The sequence below is a fragment of the Pseudochelatococcus sp. genome, from assembly GCF_050946405.1.
GTDB lineage: Bacteria > Pseudomonadota > Alphaproteobacteria > Rhizobiales > Beijerinckiaceae > Pseudochelatococcus.
On sequence record NZ_JBMNUS010000001.1, the window covers coordinates 226,844 to 251,442 of the forward strand.

Annotated in this window: 18 protein-coding genes; 3 read left to right on the forward strand and 15 right to left on the reverse strand. The window is 67.1% G+C overall.

Annotated features, from left to right (window positions below):
* The first annotated feature begins 25 nt into the window (after nucleotides 1-25).
* Nucleotides 26-1,459, forward strand: a complete 1,434-nt coding sequence (locus tag ACOYJQ_RS00975; RefSeq protein WP_433455637.1) for an NAD-dependent succinate-semialdehyde dehydrogenase — start codon at nucleotides 26-28, stop codon at nucleotides 1,457-1,459.
* 193 nt (nucleotides 1,460-1,652) lie between these two features.
* Here ACOYJQ_RS00975 and ACOYJQ_RS00980 read toward each other — a convergent pair whose 3' ends face one another.
* A complete protein-coding gene (locus ACOYJQ_RS00980) occupies nucleotides 1,653-1,784 on the reverse strand; it encodes a hypothetical protein (RefSeq protein ID WP_433455639.1) in 132 nt (43 codons plus the stop codon).
* Nucleotides 1,785-2,183: 399 nt separating this feature from the next.
* Here ACOYJQ_RS00980 and ACOYJQ_RS00985 point away from each other — a divergent pair, with 399 nt between their 5' ends.
* Nucleotides 2,184-3,674 (forward strand): acetyl-CoA hydrolase/transferase family protein, encoded by a 1,491-nt coding sequence (locus ACOYJQ_RS00985; RefSeq protein WP_433455641.1) that lies wholly within the window; start codon nucleotides 2,184-2,186, stop codon nucleotides 3,672-3,674.
* A 22-nt stretch (nucleotides 3,675-3,696) separates the two neighbouring features.
* Here ACOYJQ_RS00985 and ACOYJQ_RS00990 read toward each other — a convergent pair whose 3' ends face one another.
* The 9 genes from ACOYJQ_RS00990 to ACOYJQ_RS01030 all read right to left on the reverse strand — a co-directional run bounded on the left by ACOYJQ_RS00990 (nucleotide 3,697) and on the right by ACOYJQ_RS01030 (nucleotide 14,574).
* Entirely contained in the window at nucleotides 3,697-4,218 is a 522-nt protein-coding gene (locus ACOYJQ_RS00990) for an acyl-CoA thioesterase (RefSeq protein WP_433455643.1), read from the reverse strand.
* 102 nt (nucleotides 4,219-4,320) lie between these two features.
* Nucleotides 4,321-5,301 (reverse strand): DUF808 domain-containing protein, encoded by a 981-nt coding sequence (locus ACOYJQ_RS00995; protein ID WP_433455645.1) that lies wholly within the window; start codon nucleotides 5,299-5,301, stop codon nucleotides 4,321-4,323.
* Nucleotides 5,302-5,489: 188 nt separating this feature from the next.
* Entirely contained in the window at nucleotides 5,490-7,217 is a 1,728-nt protein-coding gene (locus tag ACOYJQ_RS01000; RefSeq protein ID WP_433455647.1) for a Na/Pi cotransporter family protein, read from the reverse strand.
* A gap of 28 nt (nucleotides 7,218-7,245) precedes the next feature.
* Complete coding sequence (gene pstS, locus ACOYJQ_RS01005) at nucleotides 7,246-8,337, reverse strand: phosphate ABC transporter substrate-binding protein PstS (protein WP_433455649.1); 1,092 nt, start codon at nucleotides 8,335-8,337, stop codon at nucleotides 7,246-7,248.
* 251 nt (nucleotides 8,338-8,588) lie between these two features.
* Nucleotides 8,589-10,874: an FAD-dependent oxidoreductase gene (locus ACOYJQ_RS01010; protein ID WP_433455651.1), complete on the reverse strand. Its 2,286-nt coding sequence runs from the start codon at nucleotides 10,872-10,874 to the stop codon at nucleotides 8,589-8,591.
* 110 nt (nucleotides 10,875-10,984) lie between these two features.
* Nucleotides 10,985-11,257 (reverse strand): DUF6522 family protein, encoded by a 273-nt coding sequence (locus ACOYJQ_RS01015; protein ID WP_433455653.1) that lies wholly within the window; start codon nucleotides 11,255-11,257, stop codon nucleotides 10,985-10,987.
* Between the two features lie 2 nt (nucleotides 11,258-11,259).
* A complete protein-coding gene (locus ACOYJQ_RS01020) occupies nucleotides 11,260-12,516 on the reverse strand; it encodes an aminopeptidase (RefSeq protein WP_433455655.1) in 1,257 nt (418 codons plus the stop codon).
* A 121-nt stretch (nucleotides 12,517-12,637) separates the two neighbouring features.
* On the reverse strand, nucleotides 12,638-14,122 hold the full coding sequence (locus tag ACOYJQ_RS01025; protein ID WP_433455657.1) for an MFS transporter: 1,485 nt from the start codon (nucleotides 14,120-14,122) through the stop codon (nucleotides 12,638-12,640).
* Entirely contained in the window at nucleotides 14,119-14,574 is a 456-nt protein-coding gene (locus ACOYJQ_RS01030) for a MarR family winged helix-turn-helix transcriptional regulator (protein WP_433455659.1), read from the reverse strand. Before ACOYJQ_RS01030 ends, ACOYJQ_RS01025 begins: the two co-directional genes overlap by 4 nt.
* Nucleotides 14,575-14,794: 220 nt before the next feature.
* On the opposite strand from ACOYJQ_RS01030, the gene lepB reads away from it, so the two are divergent.
* Nucleotides 14,795-15,586 (forward strand): signal peptidase I, encoded by a 792-nt coding sequence (gene lepB / locus ACOYJQ_RS01035; RefSeq protein WP_433455661.1) that lies wholly within the window; start codon nucleotides 14,795-14,797, stop codon nucleotides 15,584-15,586.
* 25 nt (nucleotides 15,587-15,611) lie between these two features.
* On the opposite strand, the gene ACOYJQ_RS01040 is transcribed toward lepB, so the two are convergent.
* From ACOYJQ_RS01040 to bcsA, 5 genes are all read right to left on the reverse strand, one after another.
* Nucleotides 15,612-16,385 carry an alpha/beta fold hydrolase gene (locus ACOYJQ_RS01040; RefSeq protein ID WP_433455663.1) on the reverse strand — a complete coding sequence of 258 codons (774 nt, stop codon included), beginning with the start codon at nucleotides 16,383-16,385 and terminating at the stop codon, nucleotides 15,612-15,614.
* A 119-nt stretch (nucleotides 16,386-16,504) separates the two neighbouring features.
* Nucleotides 16,505-18,811, reverse strand: coding sequence for a hypothetical protein (locus ACOYJQ_RS01045; RefSeq protein WP_433455665.1), 2,307 nt, complete (start codon nucleotides 18,809-18,811; stop codon nucleotides 16,505-16,507).
* Nucleotides 18,802-19,935 carry a glycosyl hydrolase family 8 gene (locus tag ACOYJQ_RS01050; RefSeq protein ID WP_433455667.1) on the reverse strand — a complete coding sequence of 378 codons (1,134 nt, stop codon included), beginning with the start codon at nucleotides 19,933-19,935 and terminating at the stop codon, nucleotides 18,802-18,804. The genes ACOYJQ_RS01045 and ACOYJQ_RS01050 overlap by 10 nt, the downstream gene beginning before the upstream one ends.
* 53 nt (nucleotides 19,936-19,988) lie before the next feature.
* Complete coding sequence (locus ACOYJQ_RS01055; protein WP_433455669.1) at nucleotides 19,989-22,424, reverse strand: cellulose biosynthesis cyclic di-GMP-binding regulatory protein BcsB; 2,436 nt, start codon at nucleotides 22,422-22,424, stop codon at nucleotides 19,989-19,991.
* A complete protein-coding gene (bcsA, locus tag ACOYJQ_RS01060) occupies nucleotides 22,421-24,598 on the reverse strand; it encodes a UDP-forming cellulose synthase catalytic subunit (RefSeq protein WP_433455671.1) in 2,178 nt (725 codons plus the stop codon). Before bcsA ends, ACOYJQ_RS01055 begins: the two co-directional genes overlap by 4 nt.
* Between the last annotated feature and the right edge of the window lies 1 nt (nucleotide 24,599).

The following is a 24,599-nucleotide window of genomic DNA, read 5'->3' on the forward strand; positions in this document are numbered from 1 at the left end:
TTGATGCCATAGGGGAACACAATCCATGTATGCCGATGTCCAGCTCTTCATCAACGGTTCGTGGCGCGACAGCCTGTCCGGCAAGACCATTCCGGTGATCAATCCGGCGACGGAGGAAGTCATCGGCCATGTCGCCCATGCCGGGATTCCCGATCTCGATCTCGCGCTTGCGGCAGCCGCGGAGGGATTCGCGACATGGCGCAGGACCTCCGCTTTCGCCCGCTCGAAGCTCCTGCGCAAGGCCGCCGATCTCCTGCGCGAGCGCGCCGAGCGGATCGCGCTCATCCTGACGCTCGAGCAGGGCAAGCCGCTGGCGGAAGCGCGCTCCGAAGTGCTCGCCGCGGCCGACACCATCGACTGGTTCGCGGAGGAGGCGCGCCGCGCCTACGGCCGCGTCGTTCCCGCGCGCGCCGAGGGCATCCATCAGCTCGTCATCAAGGAGCCGGTCGGCCCCGTCGCCGCCTTCACGCCGTGGAACTTTCCCGTCAACCAGGTGGTGCGCAAGCTCTCGGCGGCGCTCGCGGCCGGCTGCTCGATCATCGTCAAGGCGGCCGAGGAAACGCCCGGCTCGCCGGCGGAGCTCATCCGCGCCTTCGTCGACGCCGGCGTGCCGGATGGCGTCATCGGTCTCGTTTACGGCGTTCCGGCCGAGATTTCGGAACATCTCATCCCCCATCCCGTCATCCGCAAGATTTCGTTCACCGGCTCCACCGCCATCGGCAAGCAGCTTGCGGCGCTCGCGGGCCTGCACATGAAGCGCGTCACCATGGAACTGGGCGGGCATGCGCCGGCCATCGTGTTCGACGACGCCGATCTCGACGTGGCGGCGAAGATCCTCGCCACCGCCAAGTTCCGCAACGCGGGGCAGATATGCGTGGCGCCCACGCGCTTCCTCGTGCAGGAAAAAGTCTACGAGGCTTTCGTCGACAAGCTCGCCGCTCATGCGAAAGACCTCAAGGTGGGCGACGGCGCGGCCGAGGGCACCACCATGGGCCCGCTCGCCAACGAGCGGCGCATTCCCGCCCTCGAAGGTCTCATTCAGGATGCGGTCCAGCAGGGCGCGGAGATCGTCGCCGGCGGCGGCCGCATCGGCAACAAGGGCTATTTCTTCGAGCCGACGGTGCTCGCCAACGTGCCCACGACCGCCCGCGCCATGAACGAGGAACCCTTCGGCCCGCTGGCGCTGGTATTGCCATTCCGTGATTTCGACGACGCCGTGGCGGAAGCCAACCGCCTGCCCTACGGCCTCGCCTCCTACGCCGTCACCCGCTCGGCCAAAACCGCGACCGCGCTGGCGCAGGAAGTCGAAAGCGGCATGCTGACCATCAACCACCTCGGTCTCGCGCTCCCCGAAGTGCCTTTCGGCGGCATCAAGGATTCAGGCTATGGCTCCGAAGGCGGGCTAGAGGCCATCGAGGCCTATCTCAACACGAAATTCGTCTCCCAGGGCAGCCTGTGACGGCGGCGACATGAAACGATTCCCGCGATAGCGGAAGGCCCCGACACAAAAACCCGGCAGGCGCGCACCGCCTGCCGGCCTTCGAATTGCGGGCGCCCGCCCAAACAGCCGGAACTTCCGGCCGGAAAGCGTCCGGGCGACTCACAGACACGGGGCCATTTCCGTTGCCCTGAAGCGCAGGAAGGCCCCGTCTTTATCCCACGTTCACGATGGCGACGACGACGATCAGCACGAGCGCGATCGTCACCCCGCCTACGAACAGGCTGGCCGGCACCTCGGTGCCGACATTCGCCGCCTGCGCACCCTGCGTATCGTTATCCGACATGGACGCCTCCTGCTGTGTCCGGGGCATCCTGTCGACGCCCGCGCGCCGCATCCCCGTTTCTATCGTTTACATGCCGCCGCGCCCGCTGACAAGATCGCCCGCCGCGCCGGAGCGGGCACGAGCGATGGACTCGGCCCGCCATTTATAGTAAGGTGTTGCTATTTATAGCCTGTCATACAACCAATTGCTATATTCCAAACTGCGGCTGCGCCATTGATGGTCCTTGATATTGCCACAGGGATCGGCTGGTGAGTCGCGCGCATGCGCGCGGTTTTCCACGCGATCCCGGCAGAACGGCCCCTTAACCCGACGCCACGGGCGGCGCCGTTTCAAGACATTCATTCTGGTCCCGTGGACAGGCCGGCGCCTGAACCACGCGCAATCGCCGAGGATACGCTTATGCATCGCGAGAGAATCCGCCATCCTGGTTTGCAGTCCAAGGTCACGACCGCGCTGGAGGCGTCGCGCCACATTCGCGATGGCATGACGGTGGGCATGAGCGGCTTCACCCGCGCCGGAGAGGCGAAGGCGGTGCCGCTGGCGCTCGCCGCCCGCGCGAAGGAAGAGCCGCTCAAGATCACGCTGATCACCGGCGCCTCGCTCGGCAACGATCTCGACAAGACGCTGGCGGAGGCGCACGTGCTGGCGCGGCGCTTGCCGTTCCAGTCCGATCCGGCGCTGCGCAAGCTCATCAACGAGGGCGAGGTGATGTTCGTCGATCAGCACCTCTCCGAGACGGTGGAGCTGCTGCGCACGCGCCAGATCGGCCCCGTCGACGTCGCCGTGGTGGAAGCCGTCGCGATCACGGAGAACGGCGGCATCGTGCCCACGACCTCCGTCGGCAATTCCGCCTCCTTCGCCATTCTCGCCGACAAGGTGATCGTCGAAATCAACCTCCAGCAGCCCGACGCGCTGGAGGGGCTGCACGACATCTACATTCCCAAGCGCCGCCCCTACCGCGAGCCGATCCCGGTGGTGACGCCCGAAAGCCGCGTCGGCATTCCCTACATCGACATTCCACCCGAGAAGATCGTCGCCATCGTGGTGACGGAAAAGCTCGACAGTTCGTCCACCATCCTGCCGCCGGACGACGAGACGCGCGCCATCGCCAGCCACCTGTCGGACTTTCTGCTGAACGAGGTGAAGCAGGGCCGTCTCACCAACACTCTCCAGCCGTTGCAGGCGGGTATCGGCTCCATCGCCAACGCCGTGCTGCACGGCTTCATCGAGACGCCGTTTCACGACCTCACCATGTATTCCGAGGTGCTTCAGGACAGCACCTTCGATCTGTTCGACGCCGGCAAGCTCAACTTCGCCTCCGGGTCCTCGATCACGCTGTCGAAGGAATGCTACCATCGCGTCCTGCCGCGCCTCAACGACTACAAATCCCGGCTCATCCTGCGGCCGCAGGAAGTCAGCAATCATCCCGAGATCATTCGCCGGCTCGGTATCATCGCCATCAACACCGCGCTCGAGGTCGACATCTACGGCAACATCAACTCGACCCACGTCAGCGGCACGCACATGATGAACGGCATCGGCGGATCGGGCGACTTCGCCCGCAACGCCTATCTGTCGGTGTTCGTCACCAAGTCGATCGCCAAGAACGGCGTGATTTCAAGCGTGGTGCCTTTCGCAAGCCATGTCGACCATACCGAGCACGATGTCGACATCATCGTCACCGAAACCGGCCTTGCCGATCTGCGCGGCCTTGCCCCGCGCGAACGGGCGCGCGTGATCATCGACAACTGCGCTCATGCCAGCTACCGCGACGCGCTCAACGATTATTACGACCGCGCCGCCAGGCGCGGCGGGCAGACGCCGCACGTCATCGAGGAAGCGCTGTCCTGGCATGCCCGGCTGCGCGAAAAGGGCTCCATGCTGCCCTGATCCGGCCGCCCGGCCGGCGCATTCACGCAGGGGCAGGTCCGTCCGATACCGACTGACCCGCCGCCTCCCTGATGCGCCGGTGGCGGTGCTCCATCTCCTCCCGCAGCGCGCGCCGCTGGATCGCCGCCTCGAAGCGCTGACGCTCCTCCGGGCCTTCCGGCACGCGCGGCGGCACGGGAACGGCCTTGCCGTTACCGTCGACGGCCACCATCGTGAAATAGCAACTGTTGGTGTGGCGAATCCGCTGTGCGCGCATATCTTCCGTCACCACCTTGATGCCGACCTCCATCGAGGTGCGGCCGGTATAGTTGACGGCGGCGTAGAACGTCACCAGTTCACCCACGTGAATCGGCTGACGGAAGATCACCTGATCCACCGAGAGCGTCACGACATAGGCGCCCGCGTACCGGCTGGCACAGGCGAACGCCACCTGATCGAGATATTTCAGGATATGACCGCCATGAACATTGCCGGCAAAATTTGCCATGTCGGGCGTCATCAGGATGCTCATCGAGAGCTTGTGGCGGGCCTCTTCCAACTTCAACTCCCGGCAGGTTGAACGAAACAGGGCGGTTGTAGACGGCTGCCGCCGCCCTGTCCATCACGGCCCGCGGGTTCGGGAACCGATGCGCCCCCGGATAGCGGCTCAGGCGCCCTTCAGTTGCAGCTTCGCCTGCCGCCAGGCGGGCGATACCACATGGCTCATGGCCGGGATCATGAGCCCGCCGAGAATGAGCCCGGCGACGCCCGAACCCGCCGCGCCGGCGAGCCAGCCGACCGCGGATCCGGCCGCCTGCTCCGCCGCCGCGGACAGGTCGTGCACGAAATGCGCGGGCCAGCCGAAGCCGAAATGCTCGAGCCCATGCAGGACAATGCCGCCGCCGACCCAGATCATGGCGGCGGTGCCGACGATGCCGAGCGCCTTGAGGAACCACGGCATGCCGAGCACGATGCCCCGGCCGATCGCCCGCACGATCTTGCCGGGCGTCGACGGAGACGCGAAGCGCGTCAGCATCAGCCCGAAATCGTCCGCCTTGACGATCAGCGCCACCGCGCCATAAACGCCGATGGTGATGCCTACGCCGACGACGGCGAGAACGATGGCCTGCATGCCGATCGAGGCGTCCGGCACCGCGCCGAGCGTGATGGCCATGATTTCGGCGGAAAGAATGAAATCCGTCTTGATGGCGCTCGCGACCTTCTGGTCCTCGAAGCTCCTGGCGTCGAGGGCCACGGTTTCGAGTTCCGATTCGTGGCTGTGGGCCGCGTGAGGCAGCGCCATCTCCAGAACCTTCTCCGCGCCTTCGTAGCAGAGATAGAGGCCGCCCACCATCAGCAGAGGCGTGATGGCCTGCGGCAGCAGCAGGCTCAGGATGAGCGCGGCCGGCAGCAGGATCAGCAGCTTGTTGCGCAGCGAGCCCATCGCGATGCGCCCGACGATGGGCACCTCGCGCGCAGCCGCAAAGCCCACCACATAGCGCGGCGTCACCGCCGCGTCGTCGATGACGACGCCCGCCGCCTTGGCGCCGGCCTTCGCCGCCTGACCCGCGACATCATCGAGAGAGGCGGCGGCCACCTTGGCCAGAGCCGCAATATCATCGAGAAGAGCTACCAGACCGACACTCATGAAAGCCTCGCGCCGTTGTTCGTCATCACAAAAGCCCGTGCGAACCTTTTCCGCCGGAACGGTCTCGCCCCGGCGGCAATTGTCGTTACAGATCAGGCTGCCCGCATCGGCCATCGGCCCCGGTCCTCGACCGGAGCCGAACGGGCCTGATGGAAAGCCGATGAGACAAGCTCACCGGCCCCTTGGCATCATTCGGCGGGAACGGGGGCCAGGCCGCCCTCGTCCGCGCGGGGCGCGACCGGCTTCTGCCGCACGGCATGCGCCAGCACGCTCTGGCGGTTGACGGACTTGCGCTCGGCATCGATGCGGCGGATGAGCAGTTCCGCGCGTTCGATGGAGCCGAGCAGCGCCAGGATCGTGCCCCGCTCGCCCGCGCCCGCGTTCGGCCCGAGCGACAGCGTGCGCGCGCGCAGTTCCTCAAGCTCGGGGAAGGTGACATGCCCGGCCGGCATCTGGGGATCGGCGATGCCGTAGTCGGGCAGGATCTGGCGCAACGCGTTGTCGAGCCTGTCGAGCGCCACATCGACGATCGCCTGCGCCTTGTCGGAGAACTTCTCCCGCTTCACGCGGCGCGCCACCTGGTGCATGGACTCGGTGAGCGCGGCGGTGAAATCGGCCTCCTCGATCAGGCTGGCGATGAGATCGAGCCGATCGTAAGGCAGATCCTCCTTCATCAGCGCGGCCGTGTAGGTACGGATGTCGCGGCTGAGGATATCGGTCGCGAGATAATGCTCGCCGGGATCGGCCGGCGCATTCTTCTTGTCGCGCGCGATGTCGAGGAACAGCGCGCCGGCTTGCAGATGCCGGGCAGTCTCCTGTTCCACCGCCGGAACCGCGCGGGCGAAATCGTCCGCCAGCGCCCGATTGAGGAACTTGGGCGTGGAATAATCCTCCACGTCCTCGTCGTCCGTATGACCGACGCGCGAGAGCACGCGCTCGAACACGCCCACGAAGGGGAACAGCAGCAGCGTGTTGAAGATGTTGAACACCGTCGAGTAAACACCGACCGCAACCGGCACCAGCGGGAAGGTCTCCTTGCCGTCGATCAGCACCGGCACGGCCGGGTCGCCGCCGAACCACTGCATGCCCCAGCGCAGAACCTCGATGGAGATGAAGAAGAGCGGCACGGTAATACACACGCCGATCAGGTTGAACGATATATGCGCGTAAGCGGCGCGCTTGGCATTCTTCGACAGGTTGAGCGACGCCATCCACGAGGTGATCGTGGTGCCGAGGTCAGCGCCGAGCGAGAAGGCGACGGCCGTCTTCCAGTCCAGAATGCCGGCGGCGCCGAGGCCCATCACGATGCCGATGGTCGCCGAGGAGGAGTGGATCAGCGCGGTGATACCGGCCGCGATGAGCACGCACTTGATGAGGTTGAGATAGGAATCGGCCTGCAACGTGGACAGCAGCGCCATCACTTCCGGCATGTTGCGCAGCGGGCGCAGACCGCCGGTCATCAGGTTGAGACCGTAGAAGATCAGCGCGAAGCCCATGGCCGAAAGCGCGATGTTGCGCACCTTCTCGTTCTTCGAGAAGCAGTACACCAGCGCGAAGAAGCCGGAGAAGATGAGGCCCAGCGGCCCGAGCGGCAGGGCGATGAGGCCGTTGCCGAGCGTGGTGCCGATGTTGGCGCCCATGATCACGCTGATGGCGGGGCGCAACGCGACGACGCCGGCGTTGACGAGACCCACCACCATCACCGTCATCGCGGTAGACGACTGGATGACGCCCGTGATCAGCGTGCCCGCCATCACGCCCTTGATGGGCGTGCCGGCCGCCTTGGCGAGAAACTCGCGCATCTTGTTGACGGAAAGGGCCTGAATGCCGTTGGACATGAATTCCAGGCCGAGCATGAACAGACCCAGGCCGCCGATGACCGGGACCAGTATGTCCTTGAAGATATCGATATTCATGATTTAGCTATCCCTAGAGGTACTGCGATCAGCCTCGCGTATTCTGTTCCTCGGTCCAGTATTGCTTGATACGCTCCACGAGCGACGCCGGAAGCGGCACATAGCCCAGCGCGCGCGCATCCCGCCCGCCCTGATCGAAGGCAAGACGGAAAAAGTCGTGTACGCGGTCGATACGCGCCCGCGAGCGCCGGCTCGGCACGATCGCGAACGTCGCCGCGGTGATCGGATAGGCGGCCTCTCCCGGACGGTTCGCCAGCGTCGCATGGAAATCCCGTGTCTGCGACCAGTCGACGGAGTCGATCGCCGCCTGAAAGCCTTCAGGCCCCGGCGCGACGAAGCGGCCGGACGCGTTTTCGAGCGCGACGAACGGCATGCTGGTGCGCGCCACTTGCCCGAACTCCGCATAGGCGATGGCGCCCTTGGTCGCCTGCACGGCCCGGATGAGGTCCTGCGTGCCTTCGGCGCCGGTTCCGACGGGCCAGGCGATCAGCGTCGCCGCGCCGAGCCGCTCACGCCATTCGGGGCTTGCCGCCGACAGATATTCGGTCAGGGCGAAGGTCGAGCCCGACCCGTCCTTGCGATACACCGGCGCGATCGGCAGATCCGGCAGGGTGAGCCCCGGATTGGCCGCCGTCAGGGCGGGATCGTTCCATTTCGTCACGCGGCCCAGATAGATGTCTGCCAGCGCCGCCCCCGGCAGGCGCAGCTCGCCCACCTTCACGCCGTCGAGGTTGACGACGACGGCGATACCGCCCAGCACGAACGGAAACTGCCGATGACCGCGCCGCTCCAGTTCCTCCGGCGTGACGGGCACGTCGCTGGCGGCAAAGTCGAGCTCGGGCTGCTCGAGGCGCATCAGGCCGGCGAGGGAGCCGACCAGTTCATAATCCACCGTCCAGTCGGGAGAAACGAAATCGCCGCCGTCGGCGCGCACCTGCCCGTAAAGATGGGCCCAGCGGGCGATGACCGGCGCGGCGAAAGTCGACCCCGCTCCGCGTATGGGTTCAGCCCGAACCTCGTCAGTGGCCAGAACCGTCATGGCGGAAAACATGGAAAGAAACATCGCCGCCAGGAGCCCCAACGCTCTGGCGGCGACAATGGAATTGGCACGTCCAGCCATGATCAATCTCGTAATGGTGCGGCGCGCGCCGCGAGGCGCGCCCATGATCGACATCCGGCAACAAAGATGCGCGCCCTTACGAGCCCAACCTGTCGTTGTTATCAATGAGCCTGCATCAGCACCGAACGGAGACTTAATCTCGGCCATTCTCTTAAAGCGGCGACTTGACAATCTTATGTCACATCAAATGACCGTGAACATGAAATTCCCGCACGTCAAATTCCCGCACGTCGACCCGCCGCCGGCGGATTTCACACCGGAGAGCCGCCTTCTTCTTCCTGCTGGCGCAGTTCTTCCAGCGTCTTCACGGTAAGCGCGTAGCCTTCCTCCTGATTGGCGCGGATGCCCATTTCGGAGAAATCGTAATCGCGGGAAGCGGATTCGCCCGGCTTGCCGACGCGCAGGAAGCGGGTGATCTTCATGGGCGCGCCGTCGCCCATCAACTGGATGTAATAAGGGCGCTGGCGAATGCGCGCGGCCGTGTCGTCCTCCACATGGCTGAGGACATGCTCGATCAGCCCCCGATAGGCGCTCACCACCTCGCGGATGCGGATGTCGTTGCGCACCCGTTCCGAATAGATGATCTCGCTGAGGCGCGAGCGCACCTCCATCATGTTTTGCGGCAAGGGCTTGCTGGAGGCGAACAGATCCACCGCGTAGACGCGCTTGCCGTCCGGGCCGCAGCGGTCGAGCACGATGTCGAGAGGCGAGTTGCTGATGATGCCGCCGTCCCAGTAGGATTTGCCGTCGATCTCCGTCCAGGGAAAGCTCGGCGGCAAGCTGCCGCTGGCGAGGATATGATCGGGCGTCATGTTGTCGACGTAGCTGTCGAAGATCTCCAGCTCCGCCGTGTTGACGTTGACGGCGCTGACAAGAAGCCGCACCGGGCTGTCCTTGAGGCGCGCGAAATCCACATACTTGCGCAGCAGGGATTTCATCGGCGTCGTATCGTAATAGCTCGTCCAGTTGAAGGGCAGTTGCGTGGGATCGAACGCCGGCGGGAACCAGCGCGGCCGGAAGAAGCTCGGCACGCCGAACGCCAGGATCTGCATGGAAACCGCGGTGCGCTTCGCGTCGTCCGGCAGCAGGTGGTGCGGCGCGGTGACGGTCAGTTCCTTCCAGAAGGCTTCAAGCGCGCGGGTGGGATCGCGCGGGTTGCCGGCGATGACCGCGCCGTTGATCGCGCCGATGGAGACGCCGGCCACGATGTCGGGATAGATGCCGTGTTCCTCGAGCCCGCGGACCACGCCGGTCTCGAACGCGCCGAGCGCACCGCCCCCCTGAAGCACGAACACGTTCTGCGTGGGAATGTCGTCGAGAGCGATCGACAGATCGGCGATGCGCTCCTTGCGGTCCGACACGTTGACGCGATAGCGGATCAGGCCCTCGGCCGTGCGCGTCTCGCTGGCGGGCCGCCCCATCGAGAAATAGCCCTGCACCACGCCGTCGCGCAGATAGAACATCGAATAGGAGTGATCCTCGAGGCTGCCGCGCTCGATCCACTCGTCCGCTTCTTCCGAGACGCCGAGCGCGCTGAAGCTCAGTTCGCCGACCTCGCAGAAGAAATACGACACCTGTTCGTAGCGCTGGCGCTTGCCCAGCATGTTGCGCGCCGCGATGCGCCCCTGCCGCATGGCGTTGTCGGCGTGCTCGATGTGGCGCTTGCGGCGAAAGATCGGGTCGTAGAACGTCGTCACGTCGCCCGCGGCATAGATGCCGGGCACGCTCGTGGCCATGAACTCGTCCACCAGCACGCGCCCGTGCTCCAGCTCGATGTCCGTGCCGCGCAGGAAGGCCGTCGCCGGATCGACGCCGACGCTGGACACGAGCATGTCGGTGAAGATGGTGCGGCCCTCGCGCGTGACGATCGACTGAACGCGCTCGTCGCCGTCGATGCTGACCACCTCGTCGTGAAAGTGGATGGTCAGCCCCCTCTCCTGCGCGAAGGCCTGGAAGTAGTTCGACAGCCGTTCGGATTCGAGATGGGTCAGCACCCGGTCGCCGCGCTCGACGATCGTCACCTCGAGGCCGAGATGATGCAGCGACATGGCGATTTCCATGCCCAGGAAGCTGCCGCCCATGACGACCGCCTTCCGCGCCCCGGCGGCCGCGCGGCGGATCGCCTCGCCCTCGCTGCGCCGGCGCAGGGAAAACACGCCCGCGCGCTCGAAACCGGGAATGGACGGCCGCTTCGGTTTCGCGCCGGTGGCGATCAGCAGCTTGTCATAGCCGATGACCTGCCCCTTGTTGGTCACGAGCAGCTTGCCCGGCGCGTTCAGCGTCACCGCCGTCGTGTTCAGGGCGAGCAGGATGTCCTGATCGGCGTAGAAGGTTTCGGGAAAGATCTGGAGTTTCGACGGATCCTGTTCCTGAACGAGATATTCCTTGGAGAGGAACGGCCTGTAATAAGGCGAGATGCTCTCCTCGGAGAGGATGAGGATCTTCCCCTTGGCGCCCTCGTGCCGCAAGGTCTCCGCCGCCGTCGCGCTCGCGAGGCCGCCTCCCAGCAGGAGATATTCCACATGCGTTATCGCCATCTTTCACGCCGCCCTGTCCCGAATGCGTCCGCTCACTCTATAACACCTTCCATGTGAAGGAATTATTAGGGTTTCACCAGCATTCGGGCACGGGAGACGCATCGTCCCGTTCAGCACCGGGGGCTAGCGAAACCGAGCGACTCTTCGGAGACCGTGCCCGAGGCGTCGACGACCGCCCGCCAGACGCGATTGCCGAAACGCACCGTCAGGCGATACCGGCCCTCGTCCTCGTCCCGCCCGGCCTCGACCATGCTCGTGATGCGGCCCTGCGCCATGTTCCTGCGGAAATCGGCCAGAGACATGCGGAAGCGCGCTGCGAGCGCTTCCGTGTCGAGAATGAAGTCGCCGTTGCCGTCCCTTTCGATCAGCAGATCGTCCGCCACGGTCAGGCCCACTCGCCCTTGCGGAACACCGGCGTGCGGCTGCCGTCCGCATGCACGCCGTCGATGTCGACGGTGCCGGAACCGATCATCCAGTCGATATGGATCAGGCTCCTGTTGCCGCCCCGCGCCGCGATTTCCTCCGGCGACAGCCGCGCGCCGTCGACGAAGCATTTCGCGTAGCACTGGCCCAGCGCGATATGGCAGGAAGCGTTCTCGTCGAACAGCGTGTTGAAATACAGAATGCCGCTTTTCGAGATGGGCGAGGAGTGCGGCACCAGCGCCACCTCCCCCAGCCGGCGCGCGCCCTCGTCGGTGTCCAGCACCTTGTTGAGAACCTCCTCGCCGCGCGACGCCTTCGCCTCGACGATCCGCCCCGCCTCGAAGCGCACGCGGATGTCGTCGATCAGCGTGCCCTGATGCGACAGGGGCTTGGTGCTCGATACATGGCCCTCCACGCGCGCGGCATGCGGCGTCGTGAACACCTCTTCCGTGGGGATGTTGGCGTTGCAGGTGACGCCGTTCTTCGCCGTGGCCGCGCCGCCCTGCCATTCGTGGCCGTCCGCGAGGCCCACGCGCAGATCCGTGCCCGGCCCGGTGAAATGCAGCGCCGCGAACCTCTGCCCGTTCAGCCACGCGGCCCGCCGGTGCAGCGCCGCGTTGTGATCGGCCCACGCCGCGACCGGATCGTCGCCGTCGACGCGCGAGGCGGCGAAGATCGCGTCGGCCAGCTTGCGCACCGCGACCTCTTCGGCATCATCCGCGAAAACCCGGCGCGCCCACGACGCGCCGGGATAGGCGACGATGTTCCAGTTGATGTCGAAGCCGGCGATCTTCTCCAGCGCCGGCTGATAGGCGACCGAAACGGCCTTGTTGGCGCGCGCCACCTTCGCCGGGTCCTGCCCGGCGAGCAGCATCGGGTCGTCGCCGACGATGGCGAGCCGCGCCGTGTTGGCGGTGAACGCCTTCGCCATGCCCTCGTAGAGCCACCCCGCCGCCCGGTCGAAACCATGATCGGCCGCGTGGCGATAGCGGGCGAGGGTCAGCGCCTCGTCGCTGAAAAACGGCGTCACGAGCCCCGCGCCCGCCGAATAAGCGTGAACGGCGATGCGGCGCACCAGCGGCAGCGCCGTCACCGGAGCGGTGATCAGCAGATCCTGCCCGGCCTGCAATCGCAGGCCGACGCGGATGGCCACTTCCGCCAGCCTGTCGAGCTTCGCCGGGTCGATCGGTGAGGAATGATTCTGCTGCGGTGCGGTCATGTGATCTGCCGTCCTGGGTCCCTGCCTGAAATGCGCGGCTCCCGGCCTGCCGGCCGGGATCGGTCGAGGGATCAGGAAAGGCCGCGCGCGGGCGCGTGTCAACCCGCCCGCGCCGGCAAAGTCACGTCTGGCCGTCGGACACCGGCACGTCGATCGGCGCGGCGCGTCCGCGGCTCACCTCGCTGCCCGCGCGGGGCGACAGGCGCATGAACAGCAGCGCCGAAGACGCCGCCAGCAACGCCAGCACGGCGAAGGCGACCGTGATGTCCTCGATGGCCATCGTCGTCCCGCCACGCGCGGCGATGCTCGCCCCCAGCGCAAGCGCCGCGATGCCGACGCCCACGCTGAAGGCGAGCTGCTGCATCATGCTGGCGAAGGTGGTGGCGTTGCTCATCCGCTCCGGCGGGATGTCGGCGAAGGCCAGCGCGTTCACGCCCGTGAGCTGGAGCGAGCGGAACACGCCGCCGATGAACAGCACCAGCATGATGACGAGCGGCGGCGTCAGGGGCGTCACCGCCCCACAGGCGGCGATCGTCAGCGCCACGATCAGCGCGTTGACGGTCAGCACCCGCCGGAAGCCGAAGCGGCGGAACACCGGCCCGATCATGAACTTGGCGATGATGGCGCCCGTGGCGCCGGCGATGGTGATCATGCCCGCCGCGAACGGCGTCATGCCCAGCACCACCTGCAACAGCAGCGCCATCAGGAACGGCGCCGCCCCCACGGTGAAGCGGCCGAGATTGCCGGCGATCACCGAGGCGTGAAACGTCGGGATGCGCAGCAGGTCGAGATCGATGATCGGGAAGGGCGTATGAGCGGCGTGGCGCACGTAGAGCGCGACGCAAACCGCCCCGACGAGCAGGATGAGCGCGCTCACCTGCCACGGCGCCGCGCCGTGTCCGAGGGTCTCGAAGCCGAGCACCAGGCAAGCCAGGGCGATCGCCGTCAGCAGGAAGCCGCGCCAGTCCAGCGGCGGCACGTCGCGCTCGCGCGTGTCCCTGATGAAGATCAACGCCAGCACGATGCCGATGATGCCCACCGGCACGTTCATGAGAAAGATCCAGCGCCAGGAACTGACGGTCGTGATCAGTCCGCCGATGGGCGGGCCGAGCGCCGGCCCCAGCAGGGCGGGCACGGTGAGGTAGGTCGTGGCCCGCATCAGGTCGGCCTTACTGATGGAGCGCAGCATGACGATGCGCCCCACCGGCACCATCATCGCCCCGGCCACGCCCTGCGCCAGCCGCGCGGCGACAAGCTCGCCCAGCGAGTTGGCGAGGCCGCAGAAGATGGAGCTGACCGTGAACAGCGCGATGGCCGCCACGAAGACGTTGCGCGCGCCGAACCTGTCCGCCACCCAGCCGCTGACGGGAATGAACACGGATACGCTCAGCAGATAGGCGGTGATGGCGATGTTGAGCCGCACCGGATCGACATCCATCGACCGCGCCATCGCCGGCACCGCCATCGCGATGACCGTGGAGTCGAGCATTTGCAGGAACAGCGCGCAGCCGACGATGAGCGGCACGATGAAGGGCGAGCGCGCCATGCGGGCCACCGGACCGGATTCGAGGAGCGAGCTGCCGGGAAATTTAGCCGGGAAAGTCATGATGCTGGCGTCTCGCTCAGTTTGATCAGCGGCTCCACGGCGTCGAGAACCCGCTTGCGCTCAGCCTCCGTCAGCCGGGAGATGCGGGTGGCGAGCCATTCCGTGCGCAAGCGCTTGACCTCGACGAGCACGCGCCGGCCCTCTTCCGTGATTTCAAGCCCCACTCTCCGGCGGTCGTCGTGGGCGCCTTCGAGGCGGCGCAGCAGCCCCGCCGCCGCGAGTTGCTTGACATGCGCGCTCATGCTGGGCGGCGTGATGCGCTCACGCGCCGCCAGTTCGTTGACGCCGATGCCCTGCTCGTTGGCCAGGGTGCCGAGGATCAGGGTCTGGAACGGCGACAGGCCCACCGCGCTGCGCGTTTCACGGCGCAGGTCGCGGTTGAGCCGCAGGATGGCCGGGCGCAGCAGGTCGGCGATCGCCGCTGCTTCGTCGGCAAAGCGTTCATGAGGCATGATCGACAGATACGTTTCCGTCAGTTGTGGGAGGGCGAACGGATAAGACCGGCCACCCTATGGTTAGTTAGGCTAACAATATAAATGGGGCGCACTTCCGTCAACCCGCGCCCGGCGCAGGGCTGCCCCGCATGCATGCGGCGCCGACAGGGCGCTTGCAGGCGCGGAGCCTCTTCATTAACTCAGGGCATTCACTCGAGCGCGCTCCAGGGAGCCCAGCATGACCGCCTCTCACGATGACCGGCCGACGCCGCGGGATGACCGCCAAAGCCCCGAGCCCCCGAATGAGGGCATCGGCGACATGATCCGCGTCGTCGTGCAGGCGGTGTTGATCGCGCTCGTGATCCGCACGTTCCTGTTCCAGCCGTTCAGCATTCCCTCCGGCTCGCTGGTGCCGACGCTGCTGGTGGGGGACTATCTGTTCGTGTCGAAATATGCCTACGGCTATTCGCGCCATTCCTTCCCGTGGGGCATCGTTCCCTTCGACGGGCGCATTCTGGGCGCGACGCCGCAGCGCGGCGACATCGCCGTGTTCTCGTCACCGAAAAACGACGGCCTCGATTACATCAAGAGGGTGATCGGGCTTCCCGGCGACACCATCCGGATGGTCGACAACGTGCTGGTCATCAACGGCCAGCCTGTCGGGCGCGAGCGCATCGGCACCTACCCGGACATCGACCAGTGGGGGCAGCCGCAACAGGCGCCGCTCTATCGGGAGACCCTGCCCGGCGGCGCCAGCCACATCATCATGGAGCGCGAGGGCGCGGGCAGCTACTGGGCCAACACCTTCGTCTACAAGGTGCCGGAGGGCCATTACTTCATGATGGGCGACAACCGCGACAACTCCAGCGATTCCCGCGATCTTTCGTCGATGGGCTACGTGCCGCTCGACAACTTCATCGGCCGCGCGGAATTCACGTTCTTCTCGCTGGATGAGCAGACGCCCGCGTGGCAAATCTGGAAATGGCCGGCGGCGATCCGTTGGAACCGGCTGTTCACGCGCATCGGATGAACCGGCCCGCCGGCGGGGGGCGCCGTCAGGCCGCCGGATAGACGTCGTTGAAAAACGCCAGCACGCCCTGCTTGTGAACCCTGTCGCCCACGGCCAGATTGTGATCGCGGCCGGGAATGTCGAGAAAACGGCCGTTGGGCAGCAGCGCCGCGAGCGCCTCGCCGGACCCGGCGATGGCGTCGCGCGATCCGACGGCGACGAGAACCGGCAGCGTGATCGCCGCGACCTCGGCGCGCGTCAGCGCCCCGCGCGAGCCGCGAATGCAGGCCGCGAGCGCGCGCAGATCGCTGCCGGTCTGCTCGGCGAAGGCGCGGAACATGCGCTGGTCGGGATCGGTCAGGTCGTCGAGGGAAGCCGCCTCCATCGCCTCCGCGATGCGCGGGGGCAGGCCGGCGCCTTCCACGAGATGAATGCCGAGCCCCCCGAGCACGGCCGCCGCCACCCTGTCGGGATGCAGCGCGGCGAGGCGGGCGGTGTTGCGCGCGCCCATCGAATAGCCGATCACGGCGGCCTTTTCGATGTCGAGATGGTCGAGCAGGCGGCGCGCATCCTCCGCCATCTCGGTGGTGGTGTAGGCGGCGGGCTCGTGGAGCTTCTCGCTCTGCCCATGCCCGCGGTTGTCGAGCGCGATGACCCGATAGCCGGCGCGGCCGAGCGTCGTCGTCCACATCGTGTTGACCCAGTTCACGGTGTGATTCGACGCGAAACCATGAATGAGCAGCACCGGCCGCCCGTCGCCGTGCGGGGCGGGAACGTCGATGAAGTCGATACGAACGCCATCGGACGAGAATGACCGCATGCCGCAACTCTCCCTTGCAGGCCCGCCTCCGTCGCAGGCCGGATCGCCGCCCGCTGCGGCGGCGGGGGCCATTGTTACACGAGATATCCGCCGCCGTTCAACACGCATGGGGGCGGCCGTCAGTAGCGGATGCGGTTGAGCCGTTCGGCGATGGCCGTGAGCCCCTGCGTGGCGGCGGTCGAGACGCCGGTTTTCTGCAGGAGTCTGAACACCCGCTCCGCTTCGTCGAAACGCCCGAGGTGAAAATTGCTCCAGCCCCGCAGCAGCATGAGATCGGTCTGCTCGGGGGCCTGCCTCTGCCGGGCGTCGAGGGCGAACAGGGTCTCGGTGTAGCGCTCCGCGTCATAGGCGGCGATGGCCTGCTGGGTCAGCAGCGCCACGCTCAGGTCCCGCTGCCTCCCAGGACCGATGCGCGCTTCCGAGGCGGCAAGGGCCGCCTTGTTCGTCAGGCCGACGCGCAGATAGGCAAGGCTCTTGCCATAGGCCGCCTCCTTCCGCTGGCCGGCGTCGCCGCTTTTCGCCTGCACGGCCTCGAATGCCCGGACCGCCTCCATGGGCCGGTCGAGTTCCATCAGGCACCAGCCCAGCGACAACGCGGAAGCGGCCGGCAGGCCCGACACGCCATGCAGCGATGCCGACGAGGCGCATCGGCGGGCATTGGCGCGGCTCGCGGTTTGCGGCCCGGCGCGCGCCGGCGCGGAAGTCCGCTCGCCGGCGCTGTCGCCGCTCCGATTGGACCGGCCGTGGTTCTGCGATTCTCTGTTTTGCGCGACTTCCCGATCAGATGCTTCCATCCGGTCGAACGCTCCGGCCGCGGCGCTTTCGGCGCGCGGGGATGCCCGCGCGGGGGCGACAGGCGCGGCCGAGGGCGAAGCGCCGAAAAGCAGCGCGTCGATATCGCTCCCGGCAGCCGGCGACGCTCCGGGCTCCGGCTGCCGGGCGGCGGCGGAGGCGGAAGGACGCCGGCCCGGCCGATCCACGAGGTCGGCGATGCGGGGCGAGCGATCCCGCCAGGCGTTGACGACCGCCAGCAGCCCCTTCCGGTTCCCCAGCCGCTGACGCGCGACGGCGAGGCCGTGGGCGGCGGGCTCGTATGCGCGGTCCCATTTCAGCGCTTCGATGAACCATCGTTCCGCCGTTCGGACCTGCCCCGTGTTATAGGCATACCAGCCGAGCGCATGGCCGGCGGCGGGCAGGCGCCCTTCCACCGCCACGGCGACGAGCCGGGCGATGGCGGCTTCGTCGATGCGGGGCGGCGGCTCGCGCAGCAGCAGCGCGACCATGCCGTCGAGATAGATTTCCATGTTTTCGGGCGATGCGCCGCGCCATTCGTGGGCCAGAGGCTCGACTTCCGCAAATCGCCCCTGCGCGCTCATGGCGAGCACGTAGCCCTCCGCCGCCTTCGCCCCGCCGCCACGGTCGAGCGCAAGCTTGAAAAGCTGCGCCGCCCGCTCCGGCTCGCGGTGGCTATGGAGATAGAAGGCCAGCGCCATAGCGTCGTCCGGCGTCGTCGTGACGGCGGCGACGAGTTGCTCCATCCGCGCGATGTCGGCCACGCTCGCGGTTTCCGCCTTGCCCTGCGCCGCCTCGCCCACACGGCGGCGCACCAGCGTGTCCAGCGCGTTCGCGGGCGCGGCGTCCTTGTCGCGCGCGAGCAGCTTCTCCGCCTCCGCCAGCGGCAGCAGGGCCGAAGCCTTGTCGAGCGTGGCGGCGCGCTCCGCCTTGTCGTCGCAATTGTCCAGAATATAGTTGTAGACATCCACGCCGCGGGACGGCTTGTCCGTCGCGACGAACGCCTCGGCGACGGACCACAGCACCTCCATGTTGGGGCAGACGAGCAGGCCGGCATGGTCGGTGGCCACGCTCAGCACCGTCTCCCATTGCCGCGCGCCGGCGGCGTTCAGCAGCCGCTGGCGCGCCTCGGCCTCACCCAGTTTCTCCACCAGGTCGGCGGGAGGCTGCCATTGCGGATCGCGCTGCTGATGCGTGGCGATGGCGTCGCGCAACGCGGGATAGCGGCCTTCGGAGAACAACGACCACAGCTTCCGCGTCTCCTCGTCGACGACGCCGGCGGGCCCCGCTTCGGGATTGGCCGGCGGCGTCCAGTGCGGATAGAGCGCCTTCAGGCGGTTGATCTCCGCGCGCATGCGCTCCCAGTCACCTTGCGACGCGTAGTAGTAAATGGCGCTCTCGTCGACATGCTGCTCCTCGCCGGCGGCGGGAGTGAAAGGCTGCCGAAAGTTCTTCTGCGAATCGGGCGCGGCATCGGCGACGAGCATGAAGCGCGGCATCGCCGCCGCCGCGACGGAAGCGGCCGCCGGCTGACCCGGCGGAGAAAGGGCGGGCAGCCCGACATCGCCGCCGAAGATGAGCGCGCCGCCGGCCGCCGCCATCACCAGATAGGGCGAAAGCATCTTCACAGACATTGCGGATACCTCTGCCTCACCAGCGCCAGCCCGAGCAGGTGCAGGGTCGAGGGGTAATACAATGTCGGCCGGAAATCCCGCAGCGCGTCGGGCACGGGGGCGCGGTCGAGCGCGCAGTCGAGGGCCGCGACGATCATCGCATAGCCGGGATCGCTCAGACGGTAGGTGACTTCGCCGGTATCAGCCCGGATGATGGCCGGAGCGGGTCTGCCGTTCCCGCTCCACAGACGCCGGAACCGTTCGAGCCGCTCCGGCGCGTCGATGCCGGCGCGCAACAGATAGAGCGGAATGCGCAGCGCATTGTAGCCGTATTCGTTGGGGAACCGCTCGGCGGGCCGCGGCCGCTCGCCGTCGCGCAGCGACACCCATTCCACCGGCACCCCGGCGGGACCGAAGCGCGAGCGGTCGATCAGGTCGAGGCCGCTTTTCGTCAGGCCCCCCCAGGGCTGCGCGCCGGCCTTCAGCGTCCCGAATCGCGCGAGCGCCTCGAATATCCAGTAGGACGGATTGACCACCGGGCCATCGGTGCGCTCGCGCGGCCCGAAGCCCGCCACACCGGGCATCAGCAGCATCCGCCCGCCGCTCTTCATGACGGCATGTTTCGACAGCGCGGCGACGATTTGCTGCGCGTCGCGGGCGAAGCCGGCGTCGCCCCACGCATCCGCCGCGAGCAGGAGGGCGTAGGCGATCAGGATATCGCCGTCGCTCGCGTTGTTGATGTCCGTGACATGGGGGCGCGTGGCGGGATTCCAGCGCCAGGCCGCCAGCCCGTCGTCGCGGATCAGCAGCTCCGTGCGCACGAAGCTCCACAGCGCGGCGAAGGTCGCGCGGTCGCCGGCCATGACCGACAGCATCATGGCGTAGCCCTGCCCTTCGCTGTGGCTGATGTTGCCGTTGCCGTCGTCGACGACGCGCCCGGCCGTGATGAAGCGGTCACGGTATCGCCGCCATTCTTCCGGCGCGATCAACCCCGCCGGCATGGGCGCCGGGGAGCCGGGCGCGGTGGAAACCGCCTGCGCCGACGCCTTCGGGGAAGAGAAAAGCGCCGCCGTGAAGGTGCCGGCCTCCATCACCGAAAAAAGGGCGGCGGCAACGAGGGCGAAGGCGACGGCAAGCGCCCGCATCCGCGAGGCACGCCCCCGAAAGCCGTTTCTGAAACCGTTTTGCAGACGCCGCATCATCGCCTCCCCAGTTGGGAAAGAAGCGCATGAGTGCCGACGCCGAGCAGGACGCACGCCATGAACAGCGCCAGCGCATAGACCATAAAGTTGCGCGACAGCCAGTTGGCTCCCACCATCCGCAGATTGAACAGATCGAGCGGCTGCGTGGGCACCAGGATGACGCGCTCCGGCGCCAGCGTCCGCACCTCCGGCGGAGACCGGCGGAACGCGGTGATGGCGCCGCCCACCCGCGGCCAGAGATCGGGGCGCGTGAGGTCGCCGACGGCGCTTTCCAGCGCCGGCGCGGATGCTGCCGTCATCACCGTCCACAGGCCCGCGCCCTCGGGGCTCGCGCCCTGCGCCAGCACGAGAGAGGCGTCGTCGGGCGGCGAATAGGGCACACTGGCGCGGAAAGGCAGAAGCGCGTCGAACGTCAGATCGAACGTGTCCGCCAGCCAGCGGCCGATTCCGCTCTCCGGCAGTTCGGCGGCAGCATCCGGCCCGGCGGCATCCAGCCCTCGGCCCATGCCGGCGGCGTCGGCATCCTGACGGTTCCGGCGCTGGCGAAAGCTCTCCGTCACGGCGTCATAGCCGAGGGTGCCCGAATCGTTCGCTTCCGCTTTCTCCGCGACTTCCGGGCGGAGCGTCGGCAATCCCGCCGCCAGCCCCGTCTGCGTGAAAGCCGCCGCCGGCAGCTTGCCGACCGCCCCGATCAGCAGCGCATCCCGGTCGCGAACGGCGTCGGCGTGCGGCACGATCTCGACGGACTGCACCCGCTGCGCGCCGGCGGCCAGCCGCGCGAGCAGGGTGGAGGCGGCGGCAATCGTGGCGCGCTCCCCGTCCGCGAGCAGGACGCGCAACGCATCCGGCTTCTGCCAGTAGGGGAAGCCGCGCGCGCCGAACGCCGAGAGGCGGGGCAAGGCGCCGATACGGGCAAAACGGGGAATGATCAGCCGGCTCGTTTCGAACAGGACGAAACGCGGCTGATTCGACATGACCGTTTCCGGCGTGCAGGCGGCGTCGGCGGCGATGACGAAAGTGCCTTCCAGCGTGATGACATTCACGCCGGAACGGAAATGGCGCATGGGGATGCGGATGGGCAGTTGCCGCAGGCGCTCGCCGGTCCGTGTCTCCAGCGGCAGCACGGAAGCCACATGGCCGTTGACGCTCACCGTGAAGCGGCTGTCGGCGAGCAACGCCGGCGAGATGCCCGCATCGATGAGGAGGCGCGCCTCCCCGTAGGCCTGTGCATAAAAATCCGCCGGCAGGCCAACCGTCACCGAAGTCTCGAAGCGCCGCCCGGAGAACGACTGGTTCTCGACGCCGAGCTGCGCGAACGTCAATTCCGCGCCCTCCGTGACGAACGGCGCCGGCGGGTGGATGAAGGATGCCGTATCGATGCCCGCCGCATGGGCTCCGCTTCCCCCGGCGGTCGCGGCGATACCCGCGACGGCCTGGTCGATATCCTTCGCCGCCGCGCCGGTGATCAGCAAGGCGGAACTGCCGTCGCGCAACATCGTGAAACCGACGGAACGGCCGGCCGACATGGCGCCGGCCGACATGGCGCCGGCAGCGGAGGCAAGCGCCGGCGGCAGCCTGGCCGCAGGGGCCATCACCACCACGAGTTCGCCGGGGCGAGAACCCTCCGGCACGCTCTGCGGCAAGGCGACGACAGGATGGCTGAAGCGCCCGCGCAACGCCAGCGCCTGCGAAAGACGCAGCAAGGGCTGCTCCATGCCCGCATCGACCCCGCCCGGCACGACCACCGACAGCGTGGTGCGGCCGTTCCGGTCGAAACCCGCCGCCGGAAGATCGTCGAGCGATTGCAGACGGAGGGCCGGAGCGTCGTTTCCGAACGTCAGCACCGTGCGGGCTGCGTCGATATCGGTCCAGAGCTCGTAGGTGCCGTCCACCGAGCATGCGACACGGTGGCGTTGCTCGGCTTCGATGCGGATGCTGTTCGCACCCGCCCGCATCATACCCTCGGCCAGCGGCGCCTCGAGGAGTTGCACGCCGTCGGGCGAGGCGATGGCCGTCTTCAGCACAGGCTGGCCGTTGATGAAGACTTGCAGCCGGGAGACCTCCGGCATCACGGCGATGGCATTGATGTAAGCCAGCTTCAGGCTTTTCGCCGCCTCCGCCTGCCCCGCCGTCAGGAAGATGCTCCAGGCGCGCGAGGCACGCTCGCCCGCAAATCGCAAATCCCCCATCGGCAGCAGATGCCGGACGATGTCGGGCGCGCGCACCGGCACGGACGCCGCCGGAAGTGCCGGCAACGGGGGAACCTCGGCCTGCGGGCGGGCGCGTTCTCTCTCGCCCGCGCTCTCGTGCTGCATGTCGAACGGCACTATGTGCCGCGCCTGCGCCAGATCGGTAAACCTGTCGAGGGACGGCGCGGCCGAGGGCACGGCGACTGCGCCGAGGATCAGGAAAACGGCGGCCGATCGTTTCATGATCCCGCCCCCGCGACTTTCGCGCCCGAACGACCGCGCGCGAACAGGAAGCGGAGCCCGCGCGCGGTCTGGCGAAGCGCCGTTCGCAGGAACCACAGCGACCCGCGCAAGATGCCGACATTGGCGCGCCGCGACTTCTGGAACTTTTCCCACTGGTCGGCGCTGGCGAAGGCGAGATCGGCGATCAGGATGTGGTGGATCGCCCTGGTGGCGGCGAACTGGCATCCGATGCGCACCACGCCGTTCGCGGTCGTCTTGCGGACTATCACGGGCAGGGGCGCGCCGATCTCCCCCGACGAGGTTCGGAAGGTGATGGAGGCGTGGGAATCCCTCGGCAGCGATTCGGCGCGGGCGTTGACCAGCCGGATGCCCGCGCCGCCGATGGAGACGTCCTCGATCGTGCCGGCGAAGGTTTCGCCCCCGGCGGTGGTCAGGTCGCAGCGCCGCATGATGTCGACGCGGTGGGTGCTCCGCCTGTTGCGGCGCTCCGACACCACGCCCAGCGCGCAGCCGGCGATGATCAGGTTGACGACGTTCCAGCCCCCGATGAGCACCATCAGCCCCGCCGTGCCGGGCCACAGGACGATCCGCACGATCGTCACCGCCAGCGCAACCGCGAGGATACCGAAGATGAAGAAGAGCGGCAGGCCGATGTCCGAAATCCGCGACTCCGCCCGCACCTCGTTCTTGGCGGTGACGCGGAAGGACGGCTTGCGCGGATTGATCAGCGCGGAGATCACCGCCGGCAGCAGGTAGACCGACTGAAGGTATTCGTAAAGCTCCGATATCCACGGCCAGCGGCAGAAGCCGTAAAGGTAGTTCTGCATCAGCAGGTTCACGGTCATATATGTCACCACATAGGCGAGAAACTCGCTTTCGGAGATGACGAAGATCTTGAGCGAAAAGAAGATATACAGGAGCGGCGCCAGGAGGAAGACGAGCCGCGACAGCGGAAAGAACCAGTGCAGCGCGCTGGACAGGTAGCAAAGACGCTGCGGAAACGTGAGGCCCCGCTTCAACGGCGGGCAATCGAACAGCATGATCTGCGTCATGCCCTGCGCCCAGCGCGACCGCTGGCCGATGAAGTTCGCATAGGTTTCCGGCTGCAATCCGGCGATCAGCGGCTTGTCGACATACGCGCTGGACCAGCCGCGCGCATGCAGGCTGAGCGCCGTTTCGCAATCCTCGGTGATGCTCCTGTGGCGGAAGCCGCCGATCTCGTCGAGCGCCGCGCGCCGCAGGACGGCGGCGGAACCGCAGAAAAACACCGCGTTCCACTTGTCGAGCGAGCGCATGACGATGCCGTTGAACATTTCGTTCTCGGACGGCATCTTCTCGAACGTGTCGAGATTGTATTCGATCGGATCGGGATTGATGAAGAAGTGCGGCGTCTGCACCAGGAAGAGCCTGCTGTCGTCCTTGAAGAACCCGACCGTCTCCGACAGAAAGGTGCGCGCCGGCGCGTGGTCGGCGTCGAACACGGCGATCAGCTCGCCCGAGGCATGCGCCAGCGCGTTGTTCAGATTGCCCGCCTTGGCGTGTTCATTGGCGGCCCGCGCGAGGTAGCGGACGCCGAGATCCTCGCATAGCTGGCTCAGCTCCGCCCGCCTTTGCTGGGCCGCGAGGGCGATGACGGCATCCTCCGCATTGCACTTCTCGTCGGTGCCACCGTCGTCGAGCAGCCAGACCGTCAGCCTGTCGGCCGGATAGTCCATGCTTTTCGCCGCGGCGAGCGTGGTGGCGAGCATCGCCGCATCTTCATTGTAGGAAGGCACGAAGACATCGACCGTCGGCAGGTCGTCGCGCGCGAACCGCGGGCTGGTGCGCGGCCGGGGCGGCGCCGCGACCACGAACAGGCTGAGCCCGAGCATGACGATGCCGTACATTTCCGCGCCGTAAAGCAGAATGGCGGGAATGAAGTTCTCGATTTCGCTCGTCGGCGGCAGCGTGCTCGTGGTGCGCCAGTAGGCGTAGCGCAGGATGACGCAGGAGCCGAGCGCCAGCATCACCTGCCGCCACGCGCCTTGCACGCGCGCAAGCTTCAGCAGCGCCATCGCCACGATCACCGCGCACGAGAACATCAGATGCGCCTGAAGGCTGACGGGCAGCGACAGCAGGCCGATGACGACCAGCGACAGCAAGCCCCAGAACATCCCCGCTCCGATTTTTTTCATG